General features: G+C 60.2%; 15 protein-coding genes and 1 pseudogene. 6 read left to right on the top strand and 10 right to left on the bottom strand.

The features are described from left to right. The first annotated feature begins 41 nt into the window (after positions 1-41). The 4 genes and pseudogenes from AC57B6_RS15020 to AC57B6_RS15005 form a co-directional block, all read left to right on the top strand. Positions 42-1,469 carry a M20 family metallopeptidase gene (locus tag AC57B6_RS15020; RefSeq protein ID WP_496421630.1) on the top strand — a complete coding sequence of 476 codons (1,428 nt, stop codon included), beginning with the start codon at positions 42-44 and terminating at the stop codon, positions 1,467-1,469. Between the two features lie 55 nt (positions 1,470-1,524). Continuing rightward, positions 1,525-3,054 carry a M81 family metallopeptidase gene (locus AC57B6_RS15015; protein WP_496421629.1) on the top strand — a complete coding sequence of 510 codons (1,530 nt, stop codon included), beginning with the start codon at positions 1,525-1,527 and terminating at the stop codon, positions 3,052-3,054. Positions 3,055-3,085: 31 nt separating this feature from the next. Further along, a complete protein-coding gene (locus AC57B6_RS15010; RefSeq protein WP_496421628.1) occupies positions 3,086-4,045 on the top strand; it encodes a LysR family transcriptional regulator in 960 nt (319 codons plus the stop codon). A 1,117-nt stretch (positions 4,046-5,162) separates the two neighbouring features. After that, positions 5,163-5,999, top strand: a pseudogene (locus AC57B6_RS15005) (IS630 family transposase); the annotation flags it as partial. 99 nt (positions 6,000-6,098) lie between these two features. Here AC57B6_RS15005 and AC57B6_RS15000 read toward each other — a convergent pair. The 5 genes from AC57B6_RS15000 to AC57B6_RS14980 all read right to left on the bottom strand — a co-directional run bounded on the left by AC57B6_RS15000 (position 6,099) and on the right by AC57B6_RS14980 (position 10,978). Then, positions 6,099-6,350, bottom strand: coding sequence for a hypothetical protein (locus AC57B6_RS15000; RefSeq protein WP_216752381.1), 252 nt, complete (start codon positions 6,348-6,350; stop codon positions 6,099-6,101). 120 nt (positions 6,351-6,470) lie between these two features. Continuing rightward, positions 6,471-8,732, bottom strand: a complete 2,262-nt coding sequence (locus AC57B6_RS14995; RefSeq protein ID WP_216752383.1) for a xanthine dehydrogenase family protein molybdopterin-binding subunit — start codon at positions 8,730-8,732, stop codon at positions 6,471-6,473. After that, positions 8,732-9,733, bottom strand: coding sequence for an FAD binding domain-containing protein (locus AC57B6_RS14990; RefSeq protein ID WP_216752384.1), 1,002 nt, complete (start codon positions 9,731-9,733; stop codon positions 8,732-8,734). The genes AC57B6_RS14995 and AC57B6_RS14990 overlap by 1 nt, the downstream gene beginning before the upstream one ends. Beyond that, the gene (locus AC57B6_RS14985; RefSeq protein ID WP_496421627.1) at positions 9,730-10,323 is read right to left on the bottom strand and encodes a (2Fe-2S)-binding protein; all 594 of its coding nucleotides are present in this window, start codon (positions 10,321-10,323) and stop codon (positions 9,730-9,732) included. The genes AC57B6_RS14990 and AC57B6_RS14985 overlap by 4 nt, the downstream gene beginning before the upstream one ends. Positions 10,324-10,522: 199 nt before the next feature. Continuing rightward, positions 10,523-10,978: a hypothetical protein gene (locus AC57B6_RS14980; protein WP_216752386.1), complete on the bottom strand. Its 456-nt coding sequence runs from the start codon at positions 10,976-10,978 to the stop codon at positions 10,523-10,525. 1,302 nt (positions 10,979-12,280) lie between these two features. Between AC57B6_RS14980 and AC57B6_RS14975 the strand changes: the two genes are divergently transcribed. Further along, positions 12,281-12,550: a hypothetical protein gene (locus AC57B6_RS14975; protein ID WP_183797594.1), complete on the top strand. Its 270-nt coding sequence runs from the start codon at positions 12,281-12,283 to the stop codon at positions 12,548-12,550. Positions 12,551-13,166: 616 nt separating this feature from the next. Here AC57B6_RS14975 and AC57B6_RS14970 read toward each other — a convergent pair. The 4 genes from AC57B6_RS14970 to AC57B6_RS14955 all read right to left on the bottom strand — a co-directional run bounded on the left by AC57B6_RS14970 (position 13,167) and on the right by AC57B6_RS14955 (position 16,917). Continuing rightward, positions 13,167-13,886: a glutathione S-transferase family protein gene (locus AC57B6_RS14970; protein ID WP_183797595.1), complete on the bottom strand. Its 720-nt coding sequence runs from the start codon at positions 13,884-13,886 to the stop codon at positions 13,167-13,169. Positions 13,887-14,426: 540 nt separating this feature from the next. Further along, entirely contained in the window at positions 14,427-15,011 is a 585-nt protein-coding gene (locus tag AC57B6_RS14965; protein WP_454805392.1) for a plasmid partitioning protein RepB C-terminal domain-containing protein, read from the bottom strand. Further along, entirely contained in the window at positions 15,008-15,325 is a 318-nt protein-coding gene (locus AC57B6_RS14960; RefSeq protein WP_216752406.1) for a hypothetical protein, read from the bottom strand. The genes AC57B6_RS14965 and AC57B6_RS14960 overlap by 4 nt, the downstream gene beginning before the upstream one ends. After that, positions 15,322-16,917: a recombinase family protein gene (locus AC57B6_RS14955; protein ID WP_454805391.1), complete on the bottom strand. Its 1,596-nt coding sequence runs from the start codon at positions 16,915-16,917 to the stop codon at positions 15,322-15,324. The genes AC57B6_RS14960 and AC57B6_RS14955 overlap by 4 nt, the downstream gene beginning before the upstream one ends. Before the next feature lie 232 nt (positions 16,918-17,149). Here AC57B6_RS14955 and AC57B6_RS14950 point away from each other — a divergent pair, with 232 nt between their 5' ends. After that, the gene (locus AC57B6_RS14950; RefSeq protein ID WP_216752948.1) at positions 17,150-17,503 is read left to right on the top strand and encodes a hypothetical protein; all 354 of its coding nucleotides are present in this window, start codon (positions 17,150-17,152) and stop codon (positions 17,501-17,503) included. A 370-nt stretch (positions 17,504-17,873) separates the two neighbouring features. Here the strand turns inward: AC57B6_RS14950 and AC57B6_RS14945 are convergent, their stop codons facing one another. Further along, complete coding sequence (locus AC57B6_RS14945) at positions 17,874-18,503, bottom strand: helix-turn-helix domain-containing protein (RefSeq protein WP_454805390.1); 630 nt, start codon at positions 18,501-18,503, stop codon at positions 17,874-17,876. Positions 18,504-18,514 lie beyond the last annotated feature (11 nt).

The following is an 18,514-nucleotide window of genomic DNA, read 5'->3' as shown; positions in this document are numbered from 1 at the left end:
CGCGTCACCACTCATTGTTCCCTCACATTAAGGAGACATCCGTGTCGATCGACCTGGTTCAAGACTTTATCGAAAGCAGTAAAGACAAATACATTCAGCTGTCGGATGAAATCTGGCAATACGCGGAGTTGGGGTACACCGAACAGAAGTCCGCCGCCGCACATATTGAATTTCTGAAAGCGGCCGGTTTTTCCGTACGCGAGGGTGTGGCGGGCATTCCAACGGCGTTCGTCGCGGAGGCCGGCTCCGGCGGCCCGGTGATCGGCATCCTCGGCGAGTTCGATGCGCTGTCCGGGCTAAGTCAGGAGAGCCTCGCGCTCAATGCCTGTCCGTCGACCGAAATCTTGAACGGCAACGGCCACGGTTGCGGCCACCATCTGCTCGGCACCAGCGCTCACCTGGCGGCGGTCGCCGTCAAGAATGCGCTGGAACGCAACGGCATTGAAGGCACGGTGCGGTTCTACGGTTGTCCTGCCGAAGAAGGCGGCTGGGGTAAAACCTTCATGACCCGCGCGGGCGTGTTCGACGATGTCTCGGCCGCGATCACCTGGCACCCGGGTGTCGCGAACTCGATCATGAACATGGAGAGCCTCGCGGTTAAACAGGCGTACTTCCGCTTCAAGGGCGTGGCTGCGCATGCAGGCGCGTCGCCGCATCTCGGCCGCAGCGCGCTCGACGCGCTCGAACTGATGAACATCGGCACCAACTTTCTGCGCGAACACATGATCCCGGACGCGCGCGTGCATTACGCCATTACGGACACCGGTGGCATTGCGCCGAATGTCGTGCAACCGAATGCGGCGGCGCTCTACATGATTCGTGCACCGCGCAATCGCGATGCGAGCGAACTCTACGAGCGGATCTGCAATATCGCGCGCGGTGCGGCGCTGATGACCGACTGCGAACTGGAGATCGAGGTTCATTCGGCGTGTTCGAACCTGCTGCGCAACACGACGTTGAACGAATTGATGCAGGCGAAACTCAAGCAGTTCGGCGCGCCGCAGTATGACGACGAGGAGTTGCAATTCGCCGAGTCGATGCACCGTACGACCCGCCCCGAAGAGATCGAGATGGCCGGCCGGATGCTGGCTTCAGCGTGGCGCCAGCCGAAGGCGTTGTTCGATGGTGTCGATGAACTCTACAACGAGCGTCCGTCGAAGATGCACGGCTCGACGGACGTCGGCGACGTGAGTTGGGTCACGCCGACTGTGCAATGCATGACGGCGTGCTTCGCTTTTGGTACGTCACCGCATTCGTGGCAGTGGGTCTCGCAAGGCAAAAGTGCGCTGGCACACAAGGGGATGACGCTGGCCGCGAAAACGATGGCCGCCACCGCACTCGAGCTTTACACGAACCCGCTGCTGCTCGCGGCAGCGCGCACGGAGTTGCTGGAGTGTCTCGCCAAAGAGCCGTACGTGTGCCCGATTCCGGCAGAGGTCCAACCGCCGATTCCCGGACGCGCCGCCTGATTCTGTCAGCCGGTCGAAACCTCACTCAATTTATTGGCGTTCCGGGATATAAATCATGCGCGTTTTCGTTGCTTCACTCGTTACCGAGACAAATACCTTTTCGCCGTTTCCGACCTCCTATGAAGATTTCATTGTTCACGAGAGAGGATCCGCTTCTGACTCGATGCTCGGTGTCGTTCCAAAAGTCTTTCGCAACAGGGCGGAAGCCGACGGACACACAGTGATTGAAAGTATCACTGCTTATGCCGAACCCTCCGGTCGTACGGTCAAGACCGCCTATGAGCGGCTGCGCGACACGATTGTCGGCGACCTGAAATCGGCCGGCCCGGTCGACATGCTGTTGCTTATGTTGCACGGCGCAATGGTCGCGCAAGGGTATGACGACTGCGAGGGCGATATCCTCACGCGGCTTCGCGAGATAGCCGACAATGCGGTGATCGGCGTTGTGATCGATCCGCACTGTCATCTGACGGAAACGATGGTCGAGAAGTCCGATCTCATGATCATTGCCAAGGAGTATCCGCATATCGATTTTGCGGATCGGGCGCACGAAGTCTACGACATCTGCCAGAAAGTCTCCAAAGGCGAGGTCACGTTGACAGGAGCGCTGAAGGATACGCGGATCGTCGGCTTCTACCCTACTTTCGATCCTCCGATGCGCGATATCGTCAATGAATTGACGGAGGTGGAAGAAAGCCCATCCATTCTGTCTGCAAGCATCGGACATGGTTTTCCATGGGCCGATGTGGAGGATGTCGGGACCCGCGTGCTCGTCTATGCAAACGACGACGCACGGGAAGCCGCTAGAGTGGCCGCAAACATCGCGGAGCGGCTCTACGAGGCAAGGGCTGCCTTGCGTCCGAACTATCCGTCGATCGCGGAGTCACTGGATCGGGCGATTGCGATGAGTGGGCAAATCGTGCTGGGTGACTTCGCCGATAACCCGGGTTGCGGTGCATCGGGCGACAGTACGTTCTTCCTGAAAGCGATGCTCGAACGCAATGTGACCGACGCCGTGATCGGCGCATTCTGGGACCCGTTGGTAGCGAAGGTCTGTGCATCGGCAGGGGTCGGTGCGACTCTGAATATCAGGTTAGGCGGTAAATGCGGGCCGGCGTCGTCGGACCCGGTTGATCTAAAGGTGGAAGTCATGGGCGTGGTGGACAATCACAGCGGCGGCGCATGGGGGGGCCGGATTCCGATGGGGTTGTCCGTGTGGTTGCGCGCCGGCGGGATCGACATTGCGGTGTGTTCCATCCGTACGCAATTATTCGAGCGCGATTCGCTGACGGGATTGGGAATCAATCTCGACCGCAAGCGCATCATTGTCGTGAAGTCCAGCAACCACTACCAGACAGGATTCCGCCCTGGGTCGGACGCGCTCTGGCATGTGAATTCGCCGGGTGCGCTACCCTCCGACTTTTCAACGCTGCCCTACACGAAGCGTGATATGAATTACTATCCACGGTCGCCCGACCCATGGGCAGAGTATGGTATGCCCCCCCCCATTCTATTCGGGGGTAAGAGGGCGATAGCGAACAAGGCACTCGCGTCGCTGCACCGACCGTATTTTGTCCCGCTATGATAAACGCCTGCGGATGAGATATGGGGACATCGTGAAGTTGAGACAACTCGATGCGCTACGTGCAGTCGCCGAGGCTGGCAGTCTTCATGAGGCCGCCCGGCGCCTGTTTCTGACCCAACCGGCAATCAGCCGCTCGATTCGCGAGTTAGAAGTTGAATTGGGTGTCCAATTGCTGACGCGCTCGGCGACTGGCGCAACACTGACTCCGTTCGCTCACCAGGTGTTGAAGCGCGCCTTTATCGTACAACGGGAAATCGAGCGCATTGCGGAAGACGCGCAAACCGCCCGTGGAGAGCGCGGGGGCCGGCTGACGCTTGCAATTACGCCGCCTGCGTCAACCCTCGCACTTGCCGATACCCTGATCGAACTGAAGGCCGCGCGTCCAACTGTCAAGCTGGATGTGATTGAATGGCGCGGCGAGAATATTGCGGATGGACTGCAACACGGAACGGTCGATGTCGCGATCTTCACGCAATACGGCGAGCCGAAGAACGCGACGTTCGAATGGACCAGGCTGTACGAACTCGAGGTGCTGCTGACGATTGCTGCGTCATACCAGGGCAGCGAGACCTTAACGATCGAGGAGATTCACGCACTACCCTGGCTGTTGCTAGATTCGCCGAGCGACGAGTCCAGCTTCGTCCCAACGCTATTCGGCGAACATGGTATGCCGCTGCCGGAACATATAACGCGCTGTTCCTCGATGAATCTGTACCTTGAACTCGCGATGCAGATGCAGGCGGTCGCCGTCTTTACGTCGCTCGCGAAACCCTTGTTATCGCAGCGTGCTGATGAAGGTCTGCTGAAACTGCTCAACCTGACCGAATCGACGCCGAAGGTCGGAATGTACCTCGCCTACTCCAGCGAGCAATTGCTGACCGCGACCGCTGAAGATTTCATCCGGCGTTTGCGTTTCAAGCTCGATGGCCGCGACGCAGGCCGTTTGCCCGCTGGCATGCCCTACAACGTCAGCCGCGTTAGCGCTCCCTAGTCCCGAGCGCATTACAATCGAACGGGCGGCCAACGCTGTAGTCGATGTGCATCTGAAGTTGCTCGAGCCTGCCATCACCCGTCACTTACCACTACCAGTGAAGCCGTTGGATCGTAAGTCACCCTGAAAGACGTGCCAGCCCAGACTACCCACCGGCGCGGCACACACCTCTATACGCGTCTGGAGACAAGCTGAGCCGTTTCAGCCGATAAAGTCCATCGAGACGAGGCATCCGATTGCGTCAAAAACTCGAGTTACCAACCTCAGCGCCCCTTGCGCGGCGTGTGTGTTCCGGCCGCAGCTACGTCTGTGGCTTTTTTATCCACTCGCGCTTCTCGCGCGCTTTCGCGAGCCATCGCCCGCTGCTAGCTTCGACTGCACAAACGACTCGCGCAGACCTACTGAAGTGAAAATGGCGGCTAAGGGCATCGCCGGCCATCGATATACGCTTTGGCGTATTTAACGGCAGACCTGCATGCGGCGCTCGCGGACGCGAAGTACGCAGGAACGCCAAACGTTTTGCGTTCGCCATTTCCGTGCACGACTATCGCTGTTGCTGCATAGCCTCGGATGGAAACCAGGGCGAGAGTATGAGCGTCGATGCCTTGTATTGCGCGAGATCAGCGCGCATGGCATGTCTCTCCTCACTCTTGTTCGGATAACTGGCTGTTGAGTATTAATTGTTCCGTCCTGGAACAGTTGAGCGACGATCACGACGTACGGCGGCCAACTGGCGTCGAGACGGGCTAGGCGTTTCTTCGCAGATACATAGTGGGCTGAGCCGGGTGCAGTGCGGGTCTCGAGTTCTGCCGGTTTTCGCACGTCAACATGGTTCGGCGCGCGCCCGCCATCTCTCAGGTTCTAGCTGCCCCTCGGAAGCTAAACTTTTTCAAAGCCGGCTTAACTTCGTCATACAGGCCGTTGATGATTCGGCCTTCGGTCGTCCCATGGACGTGCTGGTATCTCCTGTTCCGTTGATCCCAGCATGCTACGGGAACATAGATTAGTTAACAACAGAACAGAACACTAGTTTATCGCAGGTCGCTGAAGGAAATCTCAAGAAGCCTTATCTCATGGCCTGGGACGATAGTCGTTGCAAAAAAAGCCAGCACGACATCCCGGCAAACCGCGCACGATTGACGATGAGCGACTGGCTCAACTGATTTACAAGACCCTGCACACAAAGCCGGCGGATGGCTCCGCGCACCGGAGCGTACGCACGATCGCCGCCGAAACGGCTATCTCGCCGCCGAGTGTGCACCGTTACTTCAAGCTGCTCGGCCCGCAACCGCATCGCAGCGAGAGCCTCAGGCTCTCGACCGATCAACTCTTCATCGAGAAACTGCGCGATGTGGTCGGCCTGTACCTGAGCCCGCCCGAGAATGCCTTGGTCTTGTGCGTGGACGAGAAGGGCCAGTATTAGGCGCTCGAACGCACTCAGCCCATGCTGCTGGGGCTTCGGCTACGTCGAACGCGTCACGCACGATTATGTTTGTCACCCTACAACCACGCTATTCGCTGCACTGAACGTGCTCAACGGTGCCGCGCTCGCTACCTGCAAGCCGCGCCACCGGCAACAGGGGTTCCAGTCGTTTCTGAGCGGATCGACAAGGCCGTCCCCGCAGAGCTCGACGGGCACTGCATCGTGGACAACTACGGCAGTCACAAGCACCCGAAGGTCAGGGCGTGGTTGGCGGCACGCCCTCACTGGCACGTGCATTTCATTCCCACATACAGTTCGTGGCTCAACCAAGTCGAACGCTTCTTTGCCTTGATCACCGACGAGGCGATCGGCAGAGGCTCGTTCAGCTCGGTCAAACAACTGATCAAGCGTATTGATCAATTCGTCTCCCACTACAACGCAAACTGCGGGCCGCTCATCTGGACTGCAAACGCCGATTCCATCCTCGAAAAGCTGCACAGACTTTGTTCGCGAATCAGCGGAACGGAACACTGGCCATTCGAGTGCCATCTTGAACTTTTGCGCGTCCGATTTAAACCCGTACCGCGAGCAGAAAGGCCGCAACTCTTTTCAGGCATTTCCACATTCTGATTACCGAGTTGCAATCTCTGGAATCTGACCGCCGTTCTTTGAAGCCACGCGTTCTTTCAGCTTCGTCAGCACATGTGTCGCTGCCTCTTCGATCGCCATGTCAGGATTGAAGATGCGACCAAACTCCTTCACATACCACTGGCACACTTCAATGGCCGATTCGACCGTTGGCTCATCGATCACGACCGGCACGAACGCTGTCGAGATGGCCTGAGTCAAAGAAACAAAACAGGGCCGCGAGTCTTGCCACATGCTCCGAGTACCGACTAACTGCGATCTCCGAGCGTAGGCGTCGAATAAGTCTTAACGAGAGCGCCAGTTCGCGGGCGATAGCTGCGGTGGAAGACGAAATTTATGAAAGTGGTGCCGAAATCAGGCAATTACCTTGTCCAAGGTAATCGGCAGATCGCGAATACGCTTGCCCGTCGCATGCCAGATCGCATTTGCGATTGCCGCCGCAACGCCCACCACGCCAATCTCCCCCACCCCCTTGGCTCCTAGCGGATTGACCACGTTGTCGGATTCGTCGACAAACACGACTTCGATGCGATCGATGTCGGCATTCACGGGAATATGGTACTCAGACAGGTTGTGATTCATCGCCCGGCCCAGGTTATGATCGAATTGCGCCTCTTCCTGCAGCGCCATGCTGATGCCCCAGACCACCGCGCCCGCGATCTGACTGGCGGCGGTTTTCGGATTCACGATCCGGCCCGCAGCGACAGCGCTGACTACGCGCGTAACGCGTACCGTCCCTAATGCTTCGTCCACGCGCACTTCGGCGAAAACGGCCGAATGCGTACCCATCGAATATTTTTTTTGCTGCTCTTTAGGACTGACCGTTGCGGATTCGTCCAGTCGTTCGAGCCCCGCCCGACTTAGCAGCTGGTCGATCGCTATCGCGCCACGTCGCCCGGTACCGCAAGACAGCTGCATGCCGTCACGGCGAATCTCGGCCGGCGTTGCTTGAGCAAACTGCTCGCCGCCGTATTCGCGTGCCAACGTCGCGAGACGATCGCGCAATCGCGAGCATGCTGCCTGCACCGCACTGCCCACTGAGGACACGGTAAAGGAGCCACCTTCGATCGGTGCTTCCGAGAGCGTGGAGTCACCGAGTTCAAAGCGCACGTCGGCGACATCGATGCCGAGCGTGTCGGCCGCGATCTGGGTCATCGCGGTGTACGTGCCAGTGCCGATGTCAGCCGTCGAACTGGACACCGTGACGCGGCCGTCGCTTTTCAGCACCGCGCGCGCCGAGGCGGGCTTTTGCATCGCGTCCCACGCGCCGGTCGCCATGCCCCAGCCGATCAGCTCCGTGCCGTCGCGCAAACTGCGCGGCGCGAGCGGCCGGCCAGCCCAGCCGAAGCGCTCCGCGCCTTGCTGGTAGCATTCACGAAGCGCTTTGCTGGAAAACGGCAGGTTCTTGTTTGCATCGCGCTCGGCGTAATTCACCACCCGCAAGGCCAGCGGGTCCATCTGCAACTTCTCCGCGAGTTCGTCCATGGCGGACTCCAGCGGGAACATGCCCTGCGTCGCGCCCGGCGCGCGCATGTCGCCTGGTGTGCAGACGTCCAGTTTCGCGACTTTGTAGCCGAGCCGCACGTTATCGCATGCATACAACTGCCCAGCCCAATTCACCACGACGTCACAGTGATCTTCGAACTGCGAGGTCTCCGAGACTGCTTCATGGATCACCGCCGCGAGCCGCCCGTCCGTCGCCGCAGCGAGCGCAACGCGCTGGATCGATTGCGGGCGGTGCACGAAGTTGAACATTTGCTGTCGGGTCAGCGTGACACGCACAGGCCGTTTCAGGTCGCGTGCGGCCATTACCGCCAGCGGCAGATGGTAATGAGGCCGCAAACCGGAGCCGAATGCACCGCCCACGAACGGCGAAATGACGCGCACCGCTTCGGCCGGAAGGCTGAATACGTTCATCAGGTACTCGCGGGTATTCAGCACACCTTGGGTTTTCTCATAGACCGTGAGTCGACCGTCTGCATCGGGCACGACCGTGCAGCCATGCATTTCCATCGGATTGTGGTATTCGATCGGCGTGCTGTAGAACGCGTCGGTGCGCACGGGGGCGTCCACGAACGCGCTGATGGCGTCGCCGCGCGGCGAGGGGGGCGGCTCGAAGCCGCCCTTTTCCTGCGATGGCGGATAGGCATTGGAAATTACCCGGGACAGCTCCGTGCAATGTGGCGTAGTTTCGTAACGCACGCGAACAAGCGAAGCCGCATGGCGCGCGAGTTCGAGCGTCTCGGCAACCACCAGCGCGACGGGTTGCCCGCTGTACCAGATGCGATCGTCCCAAAGTGGCCGAAACGGCATGCCACCCGGCGCAATCTGATCCTTGAAGGCGGCGTCCGCCAGCGGCAACTCGGGCCGGTTCTCGTGGGTCAGAACGAGCAGCACGCCCGGCGTTTCATGCGACGCGGACGCATCTATCGCGACGATGCGGCCGCTCGCAATTGTGCTCGACACAACGAAGCCGTACACCAGGCCTTCGGCCGTGAAATCGGCGGCGTAACACGCGGCGCCGGTCACCTTCAACCTGCCGTCCACCCGATTGACGGGTGCCCCGGTCGCGGGGCCCAGTGGATATTCGGTACGCAAAGCCTCTGTTCGTGCCATTACGCCTCCTCCGTGAAACGCCGTTGCGTCGCCATTTCGAATGCTCGCACCACGGCTCGCGTGGTGAGTCCGATCTTGAACGCGTTGCCGCGGCGGCCGCGCGCTTGGCGCACCAGCATGTCGGCGAAACCGCGCACCGCATCGCGTGTAAGCGCTTGACCGCGCAACCAGGCTTCCGCTTCCAGGTCGCGCCAGGGTTTGTGCGCGACGCCGCCAAGCGCGCAGTTCACTTCGCCAATCTTCTCGTCTTCAAGCCGCAGACCGAGCGCGACCGAAACCAGAGCGAATGCATACGACGCCCGGTCGCGGACCTTCACGTAGGCGTGATGATCCGCGAAACCGGCAGGCGGCAGTTCCACGGCGGTGATGATTTCGTCGGGCGCAAGGTTCGTATCGATCTGCGGCGTGTCGCCGGCCAGCCGGTGAAAATTGGCAAAAGGCAGCACTCGCGTGCCGCTCTCGCCTGCAAGATGGACGACAGCGTCCAGCGCCGCAAGCGCGACGCACATATCGGACGGATGCACCGCGATGCACTGCTCGCTTGTGCCGAGAATCGCGTGAATCCGGTTGACCCCTTCAAGTGCGGGACAGCCGCTTCCGGGGTCACGCTTATTGCAAGGCGTACCCGTGTCGTAGAAATAATGGCAGCGCGTGCGTTGCAGCAGATTGCCGCCGACAGTTGCGACATTACGGATCTGCGCCGATGCGCCCGCGAGGATCGCTTTCGCCAGCAGCGGATAGCGTTGCGCGATCTGCTCGTGATAAGCGACCGCGCTGTTTGTCACCAGCGCGCCGATCTTGACGCCGCCAGGCGGGGTCGTCTGTATGTCTTTCAGCGGCAGGCGGGTGATATCGACGAGCAGCGTGGGACGCGCAACGTTTTCTTTGATGAGGTCGACCAGATTGGTTCCGCCCGCGAGGAACGCCGCGGCCCCGCTGCCGCGGTGGTGCGCTATGGCCTGTTCGACATCGGTCGCGCGAGCGTATGAAAAGCGGTTCATTCGGCGCCTCCGTCTTTGCGATCACCGGCCGCACGTTCGCTGGTGGGCGCGGCATTTAACTGAGCGACTTCCGCGATCGCATTCACGATATTGACGTACGCACCGCAGCGGCACAGATTGCCGCTCATCAACTCCCTGATGTCGTCGCGCGTATCCACGTGTCCTTCCGCCAACATTCCGACGGCCGAACAAATCTGGCCGGGGGTGCAGTAGCCGCACTGGAACGCGTCGTGGTCAATGAAGGCCTGCTGCATTGGGTGCAATGCGTCGTCGCTTTCTTGCCCGTTTTTTACCCCCCTCCCCAACCCTTCGATCGTCGTTATGGTCGAGCCGTCATACACGGCGGCGAGCGCGAGGCAGGTGTTGATCCGCTGTCCGTTCACCAGCGCCGTACACGCGCCGCATTGACCGTGATCGCAACCTTTACGCGTACCGGTAAGTCCGGCCCGCTCGCGCAACAGGTCAAGTAACGTGGTCCACGGTTCAAGCTCAAATTGGTGTCGTGTGCCGTTGATCTCCAAAGTCATGCCGATCCGCTGCTCGTCCACGCCGGCCAGATCCAGCGCGTCTCGCGTGTTCGATGTGCTCATCTGTCCTCCTTGGCAAATCTTGCGTGCGCGCTCGCGCAGCCAGAGACACGGCGCCGGGAGGAACCCGGCAGTCCCCCGCTCCTGCGCGCAAATCTCGTACCTGTTCCGGGGCGCCGATTCGTTCGACTGCAAACAGGCACGTCGGGGCTGGAATTCCCATATAGCGGAAATCTTTGCAAAGCGGGCACGCGACCACGGCTCAACGCGTGCCAGGTCGCTGATGCTCAGGACGCGAGACGTCCCGGCGGCCGGCCGAACATGGTCCAATCCGTGGGCCACACGGCAATGACCATGACACCCATCGGCGGAAACACAAGTCCGTGCAGCACAAGCGCCGCTTCCGCCACGTCACCGCGCTCGTCACGGCCATGGCCGCAACGCCAGCCGAGATCAGGCTGCGTACGATCTGGTTGGCAACCTCGAAATAGCGGCCCGTGTGCCGCGATGTGCCATACGACGCCGCTTTCAATACCGCGCCATAGTCGGCATAGCAGATATCCTTCAGTACCGCTTCCGCTGTACTGGCCCAGATAGACCGTAGGTCCTGTTTCGGATCGGGCGGAAAGCCCGTCGCGATGTACACGCCGTTCAGTCCGTCGGGCAACGCGACGTCATAACCATCGGTCAGGCAGATCTGTGCGGGCTTCGCGGTCATCCCGCCGGGCATCGACCCGTTTACGTCTAGACGGGCCGGCATCCGTGGCACGCTGCCCTCCACGCCCCTGACCGCGTTGAATAACAACCTGGCCGTCCCCCGGCAAGGACGCGCGAACGGAACCCCGCGTCAGTGGCATTTCATCAATTCGACGCGGCGCTCCGCTCAGATGTCGGCCGCTCCCCTATTGTCGATCTATTTTCTTGTTTGGCAGATCCGTCGTGACCATTTCGGCATTCGCCTCAAAATCCGCCTTGATCGTGACCGACCCTTAGCGCCTCTTTCCGGGCCACTCTCGACACGTAGTGAGCGCGAACATCTGCCCTCCCGGCGGCAAGGAGATGGTTCCTGTCCTGTCGCCGATATGCCAGTGGATCGCCCGGTTGCCCGTCGGCCCTAATCAGAACAAATCCTTTTTCTCGCTGCGGGATGGTTCCATGTCAGGGGCGTCTCTGCGGTCTGACCGTGTCGGAGTTGCTCGCTGAGCGCAACGGGCAGCGAATGAGCGAGACGGGCTACTACAGCCGCCCTCCTATCAAGCCAGTGAGCCTCGCGCGTCTTCGCGAGCCATCGCCCGCTGCTGGCTTCGACTGCACAAACGACTCGCGCAGACTTACTGAAGTGAATACGGCGGCTAAGGGCATCGCCGGCGATCGATACAGGCTTTGGCGTATTTAACGGCAGACCTGCATGCGGCGCTCGCGGACGCGAAGTAGCCAGGAATGCCAAACGTTTCGCGTTCGCCATTTCCGTGCACGACTATCGCTGTTGCTGCATCGCCTCGGATGGAAACCGGGGCGAGAGGCACGATCGTCCATGCCTTGTATCCCGCAGGATCAGCGTGTATGGGGTGTCGCTCCTCGTCGTCGTTCGGTTATCTAGCTGTGGAGTCTTAATTGTTCTACGCTGGGACATTGAGCGACGATCACAATGTGCGGCGGCCAACCGGCACCGAGACGGGCTAGGCGTTTCTCCGCAGACACATAGGAGGCTGAGTCGGGCACAGTGCGGGTCTCGAGTTCTGCCGGTTTTCGCACGTCAACATGGTTCGGCGCGCGCCTGCCATCTCTCAGGTTCTAGCTGCCCCTCGGGAGCTAGACCTTTTCAAAGCCGGCTTCGTGCCGGCTTTTTTTTGCAGCGCACACGCAAAGACTATCGTCCCAGCCCATAAGGTAACGCTTCTTAAGATTTCCTTCAGCAACCTGCGATAACCTAGTTCCAGACCATCGTGTGCCGTTTGATTGCAACTCAACCCAGCTGCAAGCCCAGCGGTGAATGTACCCATACAAAATTGAAAGACTGATGCAACAGGGAAAAACTGGTGGCGTCGCCATGGCCAATGCTCGAGCCGCTTATGTGCTTGAACTGGCACGAGGTTGTTCGTATATCAGCAGCACTCTGAGTCCGGACACGCGGAGCAGTGCTATCGCTGAAGTTTTCGGCGAATTTCGCGAACAGCACGGCGAACGGGACGTAGCACTCTTCCAGAAACTGCTTGCCGAGGATCTGCAACGTCGAGGCAAACCGGATGCCGCCGCGACAGTGCTCGACTTCAAACTCGTCAGGCCGTAAGCGTCGCCAGCGTGTCTGCGCTGGATGTCTGTAACTGTTGCCGCTGACCCCAGCAGAGTATCGCGAATATTGTTCGCGACAGGAAGGCGGAGCCACCGGTACGGCTATTGATTCAATGGAGACCAACGACGCGAGTGCCCAGGAGCAGCCTTCGCGTTAACAGAGTTCCCACGCTCTCCATCGGCCGCTTCTTTGCGCAAGCTCGGATTTTTTCGGGCCTACCCCGCCACCCATGAACAGGTCGTCATCTTCGCGTCCGTCAACCTTCCCGATTTCGCTATAGAGGCTGAACGAAGCTGGATTCGCCAATCCCCGTCCGCCGCCGAGCCACCGCGTCGGCCTTGAATCGCGTCCTCTGCTTGAGGTCGATTCGCGGTACAGCCACCAGTCATTCGTGAACCGGAGGCAATCAAAAGTTTCTGGCAGATCACGGCCATCGTGCTCTATGTAATCGCGCTGACGTATTGACGTTGAAGTAACGCCAATCCGGTCCGCGCTCGAAACGCAGCGTCTTGCAAAACACAGCCGCTGCCGGTTCCGAAGAAACTACATTGCTGGGCAAGCACGTCCGGTCGCGCCTTCTAACAGCAGATGTAAAGACAGGCAGTCCAGACCACTAGGTGCCGGTACCGTGTGGTTCACTTGGGGCAACGACCCGCTCGTGCATCGCCTTGCAATGCCGGATGAGGTTCGGCCGCGACAGCACGTAGCGCTTCAACGGCGTATCAATGTCGTAGTAGTAGATATTCGCGACGCAGCCGTAGATCGCGGCATCGACCGTGGCCGGCTCGGGCCCGAAAACAAAGCCGCTGTCGCCGAGCAGATCCCCCACGACGTGCAAATCGCCGATGCCGCGCTCATACACCTGATCCGGCTCGTAGCGGCCGATGCCCTGATAGTGGTAGCGTAGGCGGTTGTACTCGCTCGCCGCCTCGAGCGCACTCGCGGTGATTTCCGGGTGCGCCGCCGTGAAAGCGTTGCAAAATACTGGGCGAAAGCGCTCGTCGCGCCAGCGCGAAAAGCTCATCGGCCAATACAGGTCGTCGAGCGTGCGCCGCACGAGGAAGTCGAGATTCGCTTGCCTTGGGGAGAGCGCGCTGTCGATGCGAAGATCGTACTTGCGCTTCAGGTAGGCGATGATTGCATCGCTATCACCGATTGATTCCTCGCCGTCGACCAGATACGGCAACTGTCCACGCGGCGCCTCTTTCGTATCGAGAATGTGCCTGTGATCGAAGTCGAGGCCGCACAAGCGCATGAATGCATAGACCTTCAGGCCAAACGGATTGTTGTCGGCGACGCCGAACAGGTCCGGGTAAGAATACAGGATCGGCATGGGGCTCTCCCGAATAGAGACATGGTGCGGCCGGCGCCTGGGGTGTTCGAAACCCGGCGCGCTGCGTGATTGTGACACCTGGATGGCCGCTTCGACTGCGACCCAGCGAACCCAACCGGTCCGAATGAATGTAATTACCGCCGACAGCACGACCAAAGACGGGACGAAGGAAGATGCGATAAACCATCACGGCATGGCTGAGATGAGACCAGAAATGTCAAGGCGAAGCGGTCCTGTCGGTACGAAGTGAGCCACGGACCTAGCAACATAATTCATTGCCTGGTAAAGAACGGCCTTACATGTGGCGATCACGCTGGACTTCCGACCGGCGCCCTCGCCCTCAGCCGCAAAAATGGAGTCTTCACACGCCCTCGGCCAACTGCGGCAGTTCAGATATCTTCGCCCGATTAACTTGAACTGCCCCTTGCGGCTGAAGTCCAAAGGAAGTGCCATCAAAGGCGGGGCCCCCGTTTTTTTGGAACGCTGCCGGCTGCTTCGTAGCAGCAAACAAATTCCCCGAAGTCTCACACCGGCTTCCGTTCAGTTCCGCCTCGTCTGCGCTGCCTGAACGGCACGCGTATAAGGCAATTTCATCGTTCGCCTGGGCGCCTTCGCCTTTTCCGATGCCGATACAAGATCGCCAAGTGCCGCGGCAGCGCCCGGAGCGTGTGCAAGTAGCCACGCCGTGACGACGTCATCCTGCATCCAGCCCCTGACGAAGCTCGCGGCGAGAGCGAGACGGTAAAGGTCGTCGTGATAGCGGGGTGTCAGGGACCGAACTGTCTCCTGCATATGCGTAAGACCTTTTTCCATCCCGGAGAGCAGCCTTGCGCGATGACGGTCGGACTGCCTGCCGCGCGGATCGTCGGCGCGTTGTGATGCAGACGTGGCCGCGAGCAACGCACGCGCAAGATCGCCCGAACAGTTGTTCGCGCCAGCCATCACGCGCGCCGCGGCCAGTTGACGGGGACCTGTCATCCGCCTGAGCGATGAAGTGGTGCGTTCCGGTAGCCGGTACCCGTCCAGCACGGTGAGCGCCTCCGGACAGATGCCTGCCGGAGCGGCCTGCCCGGCCGCGACCTCCGCGACCCGGGCAACGAATCTCGCAGGTTGGCCGGTTGTCATGAATCCCTTCCCTCCAGCCGGTCCCGAAGCAGGCGTGGCATCGTCACAAACCCCTGACCTCTGAGCAGCGTGATAAACGCAGGATCGGACAGCAGTTCTCGCAGTACGTTATCCAGAACGGCCATTTCCACCCGGACCGATTCCATCCGTCGAAGAAGCGTCTGCTGCCGCGCGCGTTCGAGCTTTAAAACCTTTCGCGCCTTCGCTTCGGGCGTTAATTTCCGGTTCGCGGGGCACCGGTCGCCGCGCAACGAGGCCCGAGCTTCGTCCGCAGGGACATCCAGGCCTCGGCTATCGGGATTCGCGCGCGTCATGGCGTCGACCTCGTCCCCGAATTGCGAGCCGCCGGCAGCACGTCGAGCGAAACCGTCTCCGCCAGCGCGAGCAGCGCTTTCAGATCGGGATGCCGGTACGCTTCGAAATGGGACTGGCCGTGACGGAACACCACGGTGTACTCACCTGCACGAAGACTGCCACGCGGCAGGATGTGGAAATCAGACAGTTCAGTGCCGTCGCGCTCGATGCGTCCGTACACCAGAAAGTCGATCGCGAAGCAGTCTGGCCAGCGGGCGACCCAGTACGGCAGATGCCCCTGGATCATCCATGGACGGCGCACCACCAGTTGCATCCGAAGCGCGCCATCGAGGCACAGCGTGGCGGTGTGCTTTTCATACCGGACGTCATGTCCGAGTTCGCGCAGCATGGCAGCGGCGCTATCCGCGACGCGCTGTTCCATACGCCGCTCGACGCTCCGGTTTTCGGAGCGCACGGGATCGAGGTTCGGTGCATAGCCGATGACCTTGTACGCTTCATTGAGACTGCCAAACTCGTGCGCCACCTGCTCTGCCGACGGAGCGCCCCGGCAGCGCTTCAGCAACTTCTGATTGATCCTGCCTGTGCGGCTTATTACCTTGCGCATGCCCCCGACGATCTCGTCGCGCGTCGGTCGGCGCCTGCTTTCCGCAAGCTTCGTCTGGACCGCCGCAAAGAGTTGTCTGTCGACCACGGGGGCAAATGCACCCGTCACCCTGATCCATTCATCAGATGGCAGTTGCTGCCATGGACCATCGAGTTTTGAGGTCGTGCGGCTGTAGACATTGGTGCCGATATATTTCTCGTTGCGCAGAATCTGTAAGACGTTCTGCCCCTGCCACGGACGCCCGTCGCCGTTGAAGATCCCGAATTCATTCAGACGCCGCGCAATCCCCGCCGCCGTCACCGCTTGCGTCGCATACCACTCGAACATCCTGCGCACGATCGCTGCTTCGCCCGTGGTGTCCGGGACCACGATGACGCGGTCGGTCTGCACACTCTTGTATTCATGACGGGCAAGCGGCTGCCGGGCTTCCGCGCGGGCATTGACGAGCACACGCCGCAGACCATATCCCACAGGCCCCGCGGTGTGGTATCCACGCTGCACGTTCAGACAGTGGCCAAGAAATACCTTGCGCGACATCTCCCGGCTGAATTCACCGGCCATTGCCCGTTTCATCGCTTTCATGACCGATGAGAGTGGGCTGCCGTCGTTCTCGAAGGGCTCAGCGATATAGATCACGCTCACGCCAGCGCGACGGCAGGTGTATTCATAGAAAGCGCTCTCATCGACATCCTGAAAACGGCCCCAGCGGCTGACGTCATACACCAGAACGCTGGAAAACCTTCGGGCAGGATTTTCCACATCGAGCAGCAGCTGGATCAGCGCCGGTCGATCCCGCAACGTGAGACCGCTGATGCCTGCGTCTTCGTAATCGCGCACGATCCGTATGTTGTGTGCGGCGGCATAGCAGGCAATCGCTTCGCGCTGGAAAAGCGGAGAATATTCCTGGTGGTCGGTGGACATGCGAATGTACTGCGCGGCCCGGGGCGGCGCAGCGAGGCGGGTGGAACGCGTCGGGGCGGAGGGCATGAACGCTCGACTGACGGTAAGCTTCAGTGCTAGTGGTTTTTGCTGCGAAGTCAAGCTCGGGGAAAGCGCCTGCCGGGAAAGCGGACCAGGATTACTCCCCCGCGCCCGGTCCCAGTCCGGGATCGGCGGTATTCACTGCAACGCGATACCTGCCATCCCCCCGGAACAGCAATTCGCAAGGTTACGAACGCGCGAACCCGCGGCACCATGCTCACCGTATGCGATAGAACCGATGATCGAACCTGATGGACTTGACGACGAAGCACGTGCGGAACTGCTTTGCTACCTTGCAATAGCCCAGCTTGTTGCGAGGGCACGCAGCGGTGACTGGCTACGCACCGATCACCTCGTGGAATCGGCGCGCATCTGGCTTGCGGCAAACGGCGCGAACGCGGGCTGGCGGGAGCGGGTACGGCTTGGCGCGCTCTCAGAACGGATCGCACTCGGCCTCGCGGGTCTGCCGGATTTCAACGATGCGCAGTACCTCGCCAGGCTGTTCACCGACGGCTGGAGACCTGACTATCGATCGTCTGTTGTACGCGCGATCCACGCAACCTGTGTGGCCGAACTGAACGGGCAAGCATGACCTGCGGGTCGCGGTTCCTTTCAGCGCTTTGATTAGGACACGGAAGAAGGTGTCGCCCGCGTTGAATCGAACAGCCGACCATAGTAAAGCGCCGGAACCGACCGGGATCGAACCGATGTGCAGTTGCTTTCTCGGTGAGCGGTGCATGTCCGGCGGCGACGATCAGCCGGACGGTCGGCTGGCGAAGGCTGGCGGACGCGGCTGGACGACGCCCCACGCGACTACGCCAGGTCGCGCGGCATGATGTAATGTAAGCCCGCTTCGGCGGTTTTTTTGTTTTGCAGTCTGCGGTTGGGACCGCTGTTGCTCCCGGATACGCGGCACCGGCTCGGATCGTTGGGTGGCAGCGTATACGTATGTTGACCGACGATTACTTTCGCATATTGATCAGCACATGCGACAGGCCCAATCCTGTTGCGAGATGCCAGATATAGAAACGCGAGTAGCGCACACCGAACTTCGTCTCGATGGCCGCTCTGAGGCGCCCGTTCGACCAGTGGTCAGCATCAATGCCCTGTTCCCGGGGAGACTGCCGTAAGGCTGACGCGATCCAGGCAAGCGCCGTAGCGTCGATAGTTCCGGGTGCTCGTCGGCTCGGCGCCTTGTGCGGCTGCATCCGGTCAAGTAACCCGAGATCAATGGTGAGTTTACGGACGTACACGTCGGAAAACCGGATGCCGAACTCGCGCTCGATAACAGTCAGCAATTTCGGATTTGACCAGCGATCCGTTTCAAAACCGTGCAACCGGGGCGAACCCTTTACCGTTTTGACGATCCAGGCTCGGGCTTTGTCGTCCAGCACCGATTTACGTCCGCCCACGCTGATTCGTTCGATTTTTTCGATACCTCCTGCATCCAGCATGGCTTTGTAGTCCTTGACCGTTCGAACGTTCATCCCCACGGTCTCGGCGACGCTCTCAACAGGCCAGCCTCTCTCGAGTAGTTTTGCTGCCTGAAGGCGCTTTGCGGCAATTGGCTTCAGCCCGGAGTTCGAACTCATGTGGTCTGCGG

Source organism: Paraburkholderia sp. BGA-UO-ETr-F12 (assembly GCF_059567945.1).
The sequence above is the reverse complement of the archived record's forward strand: the minus strand, read 5'-3'. Positions and strand labels throughout refer to the sequence as shown.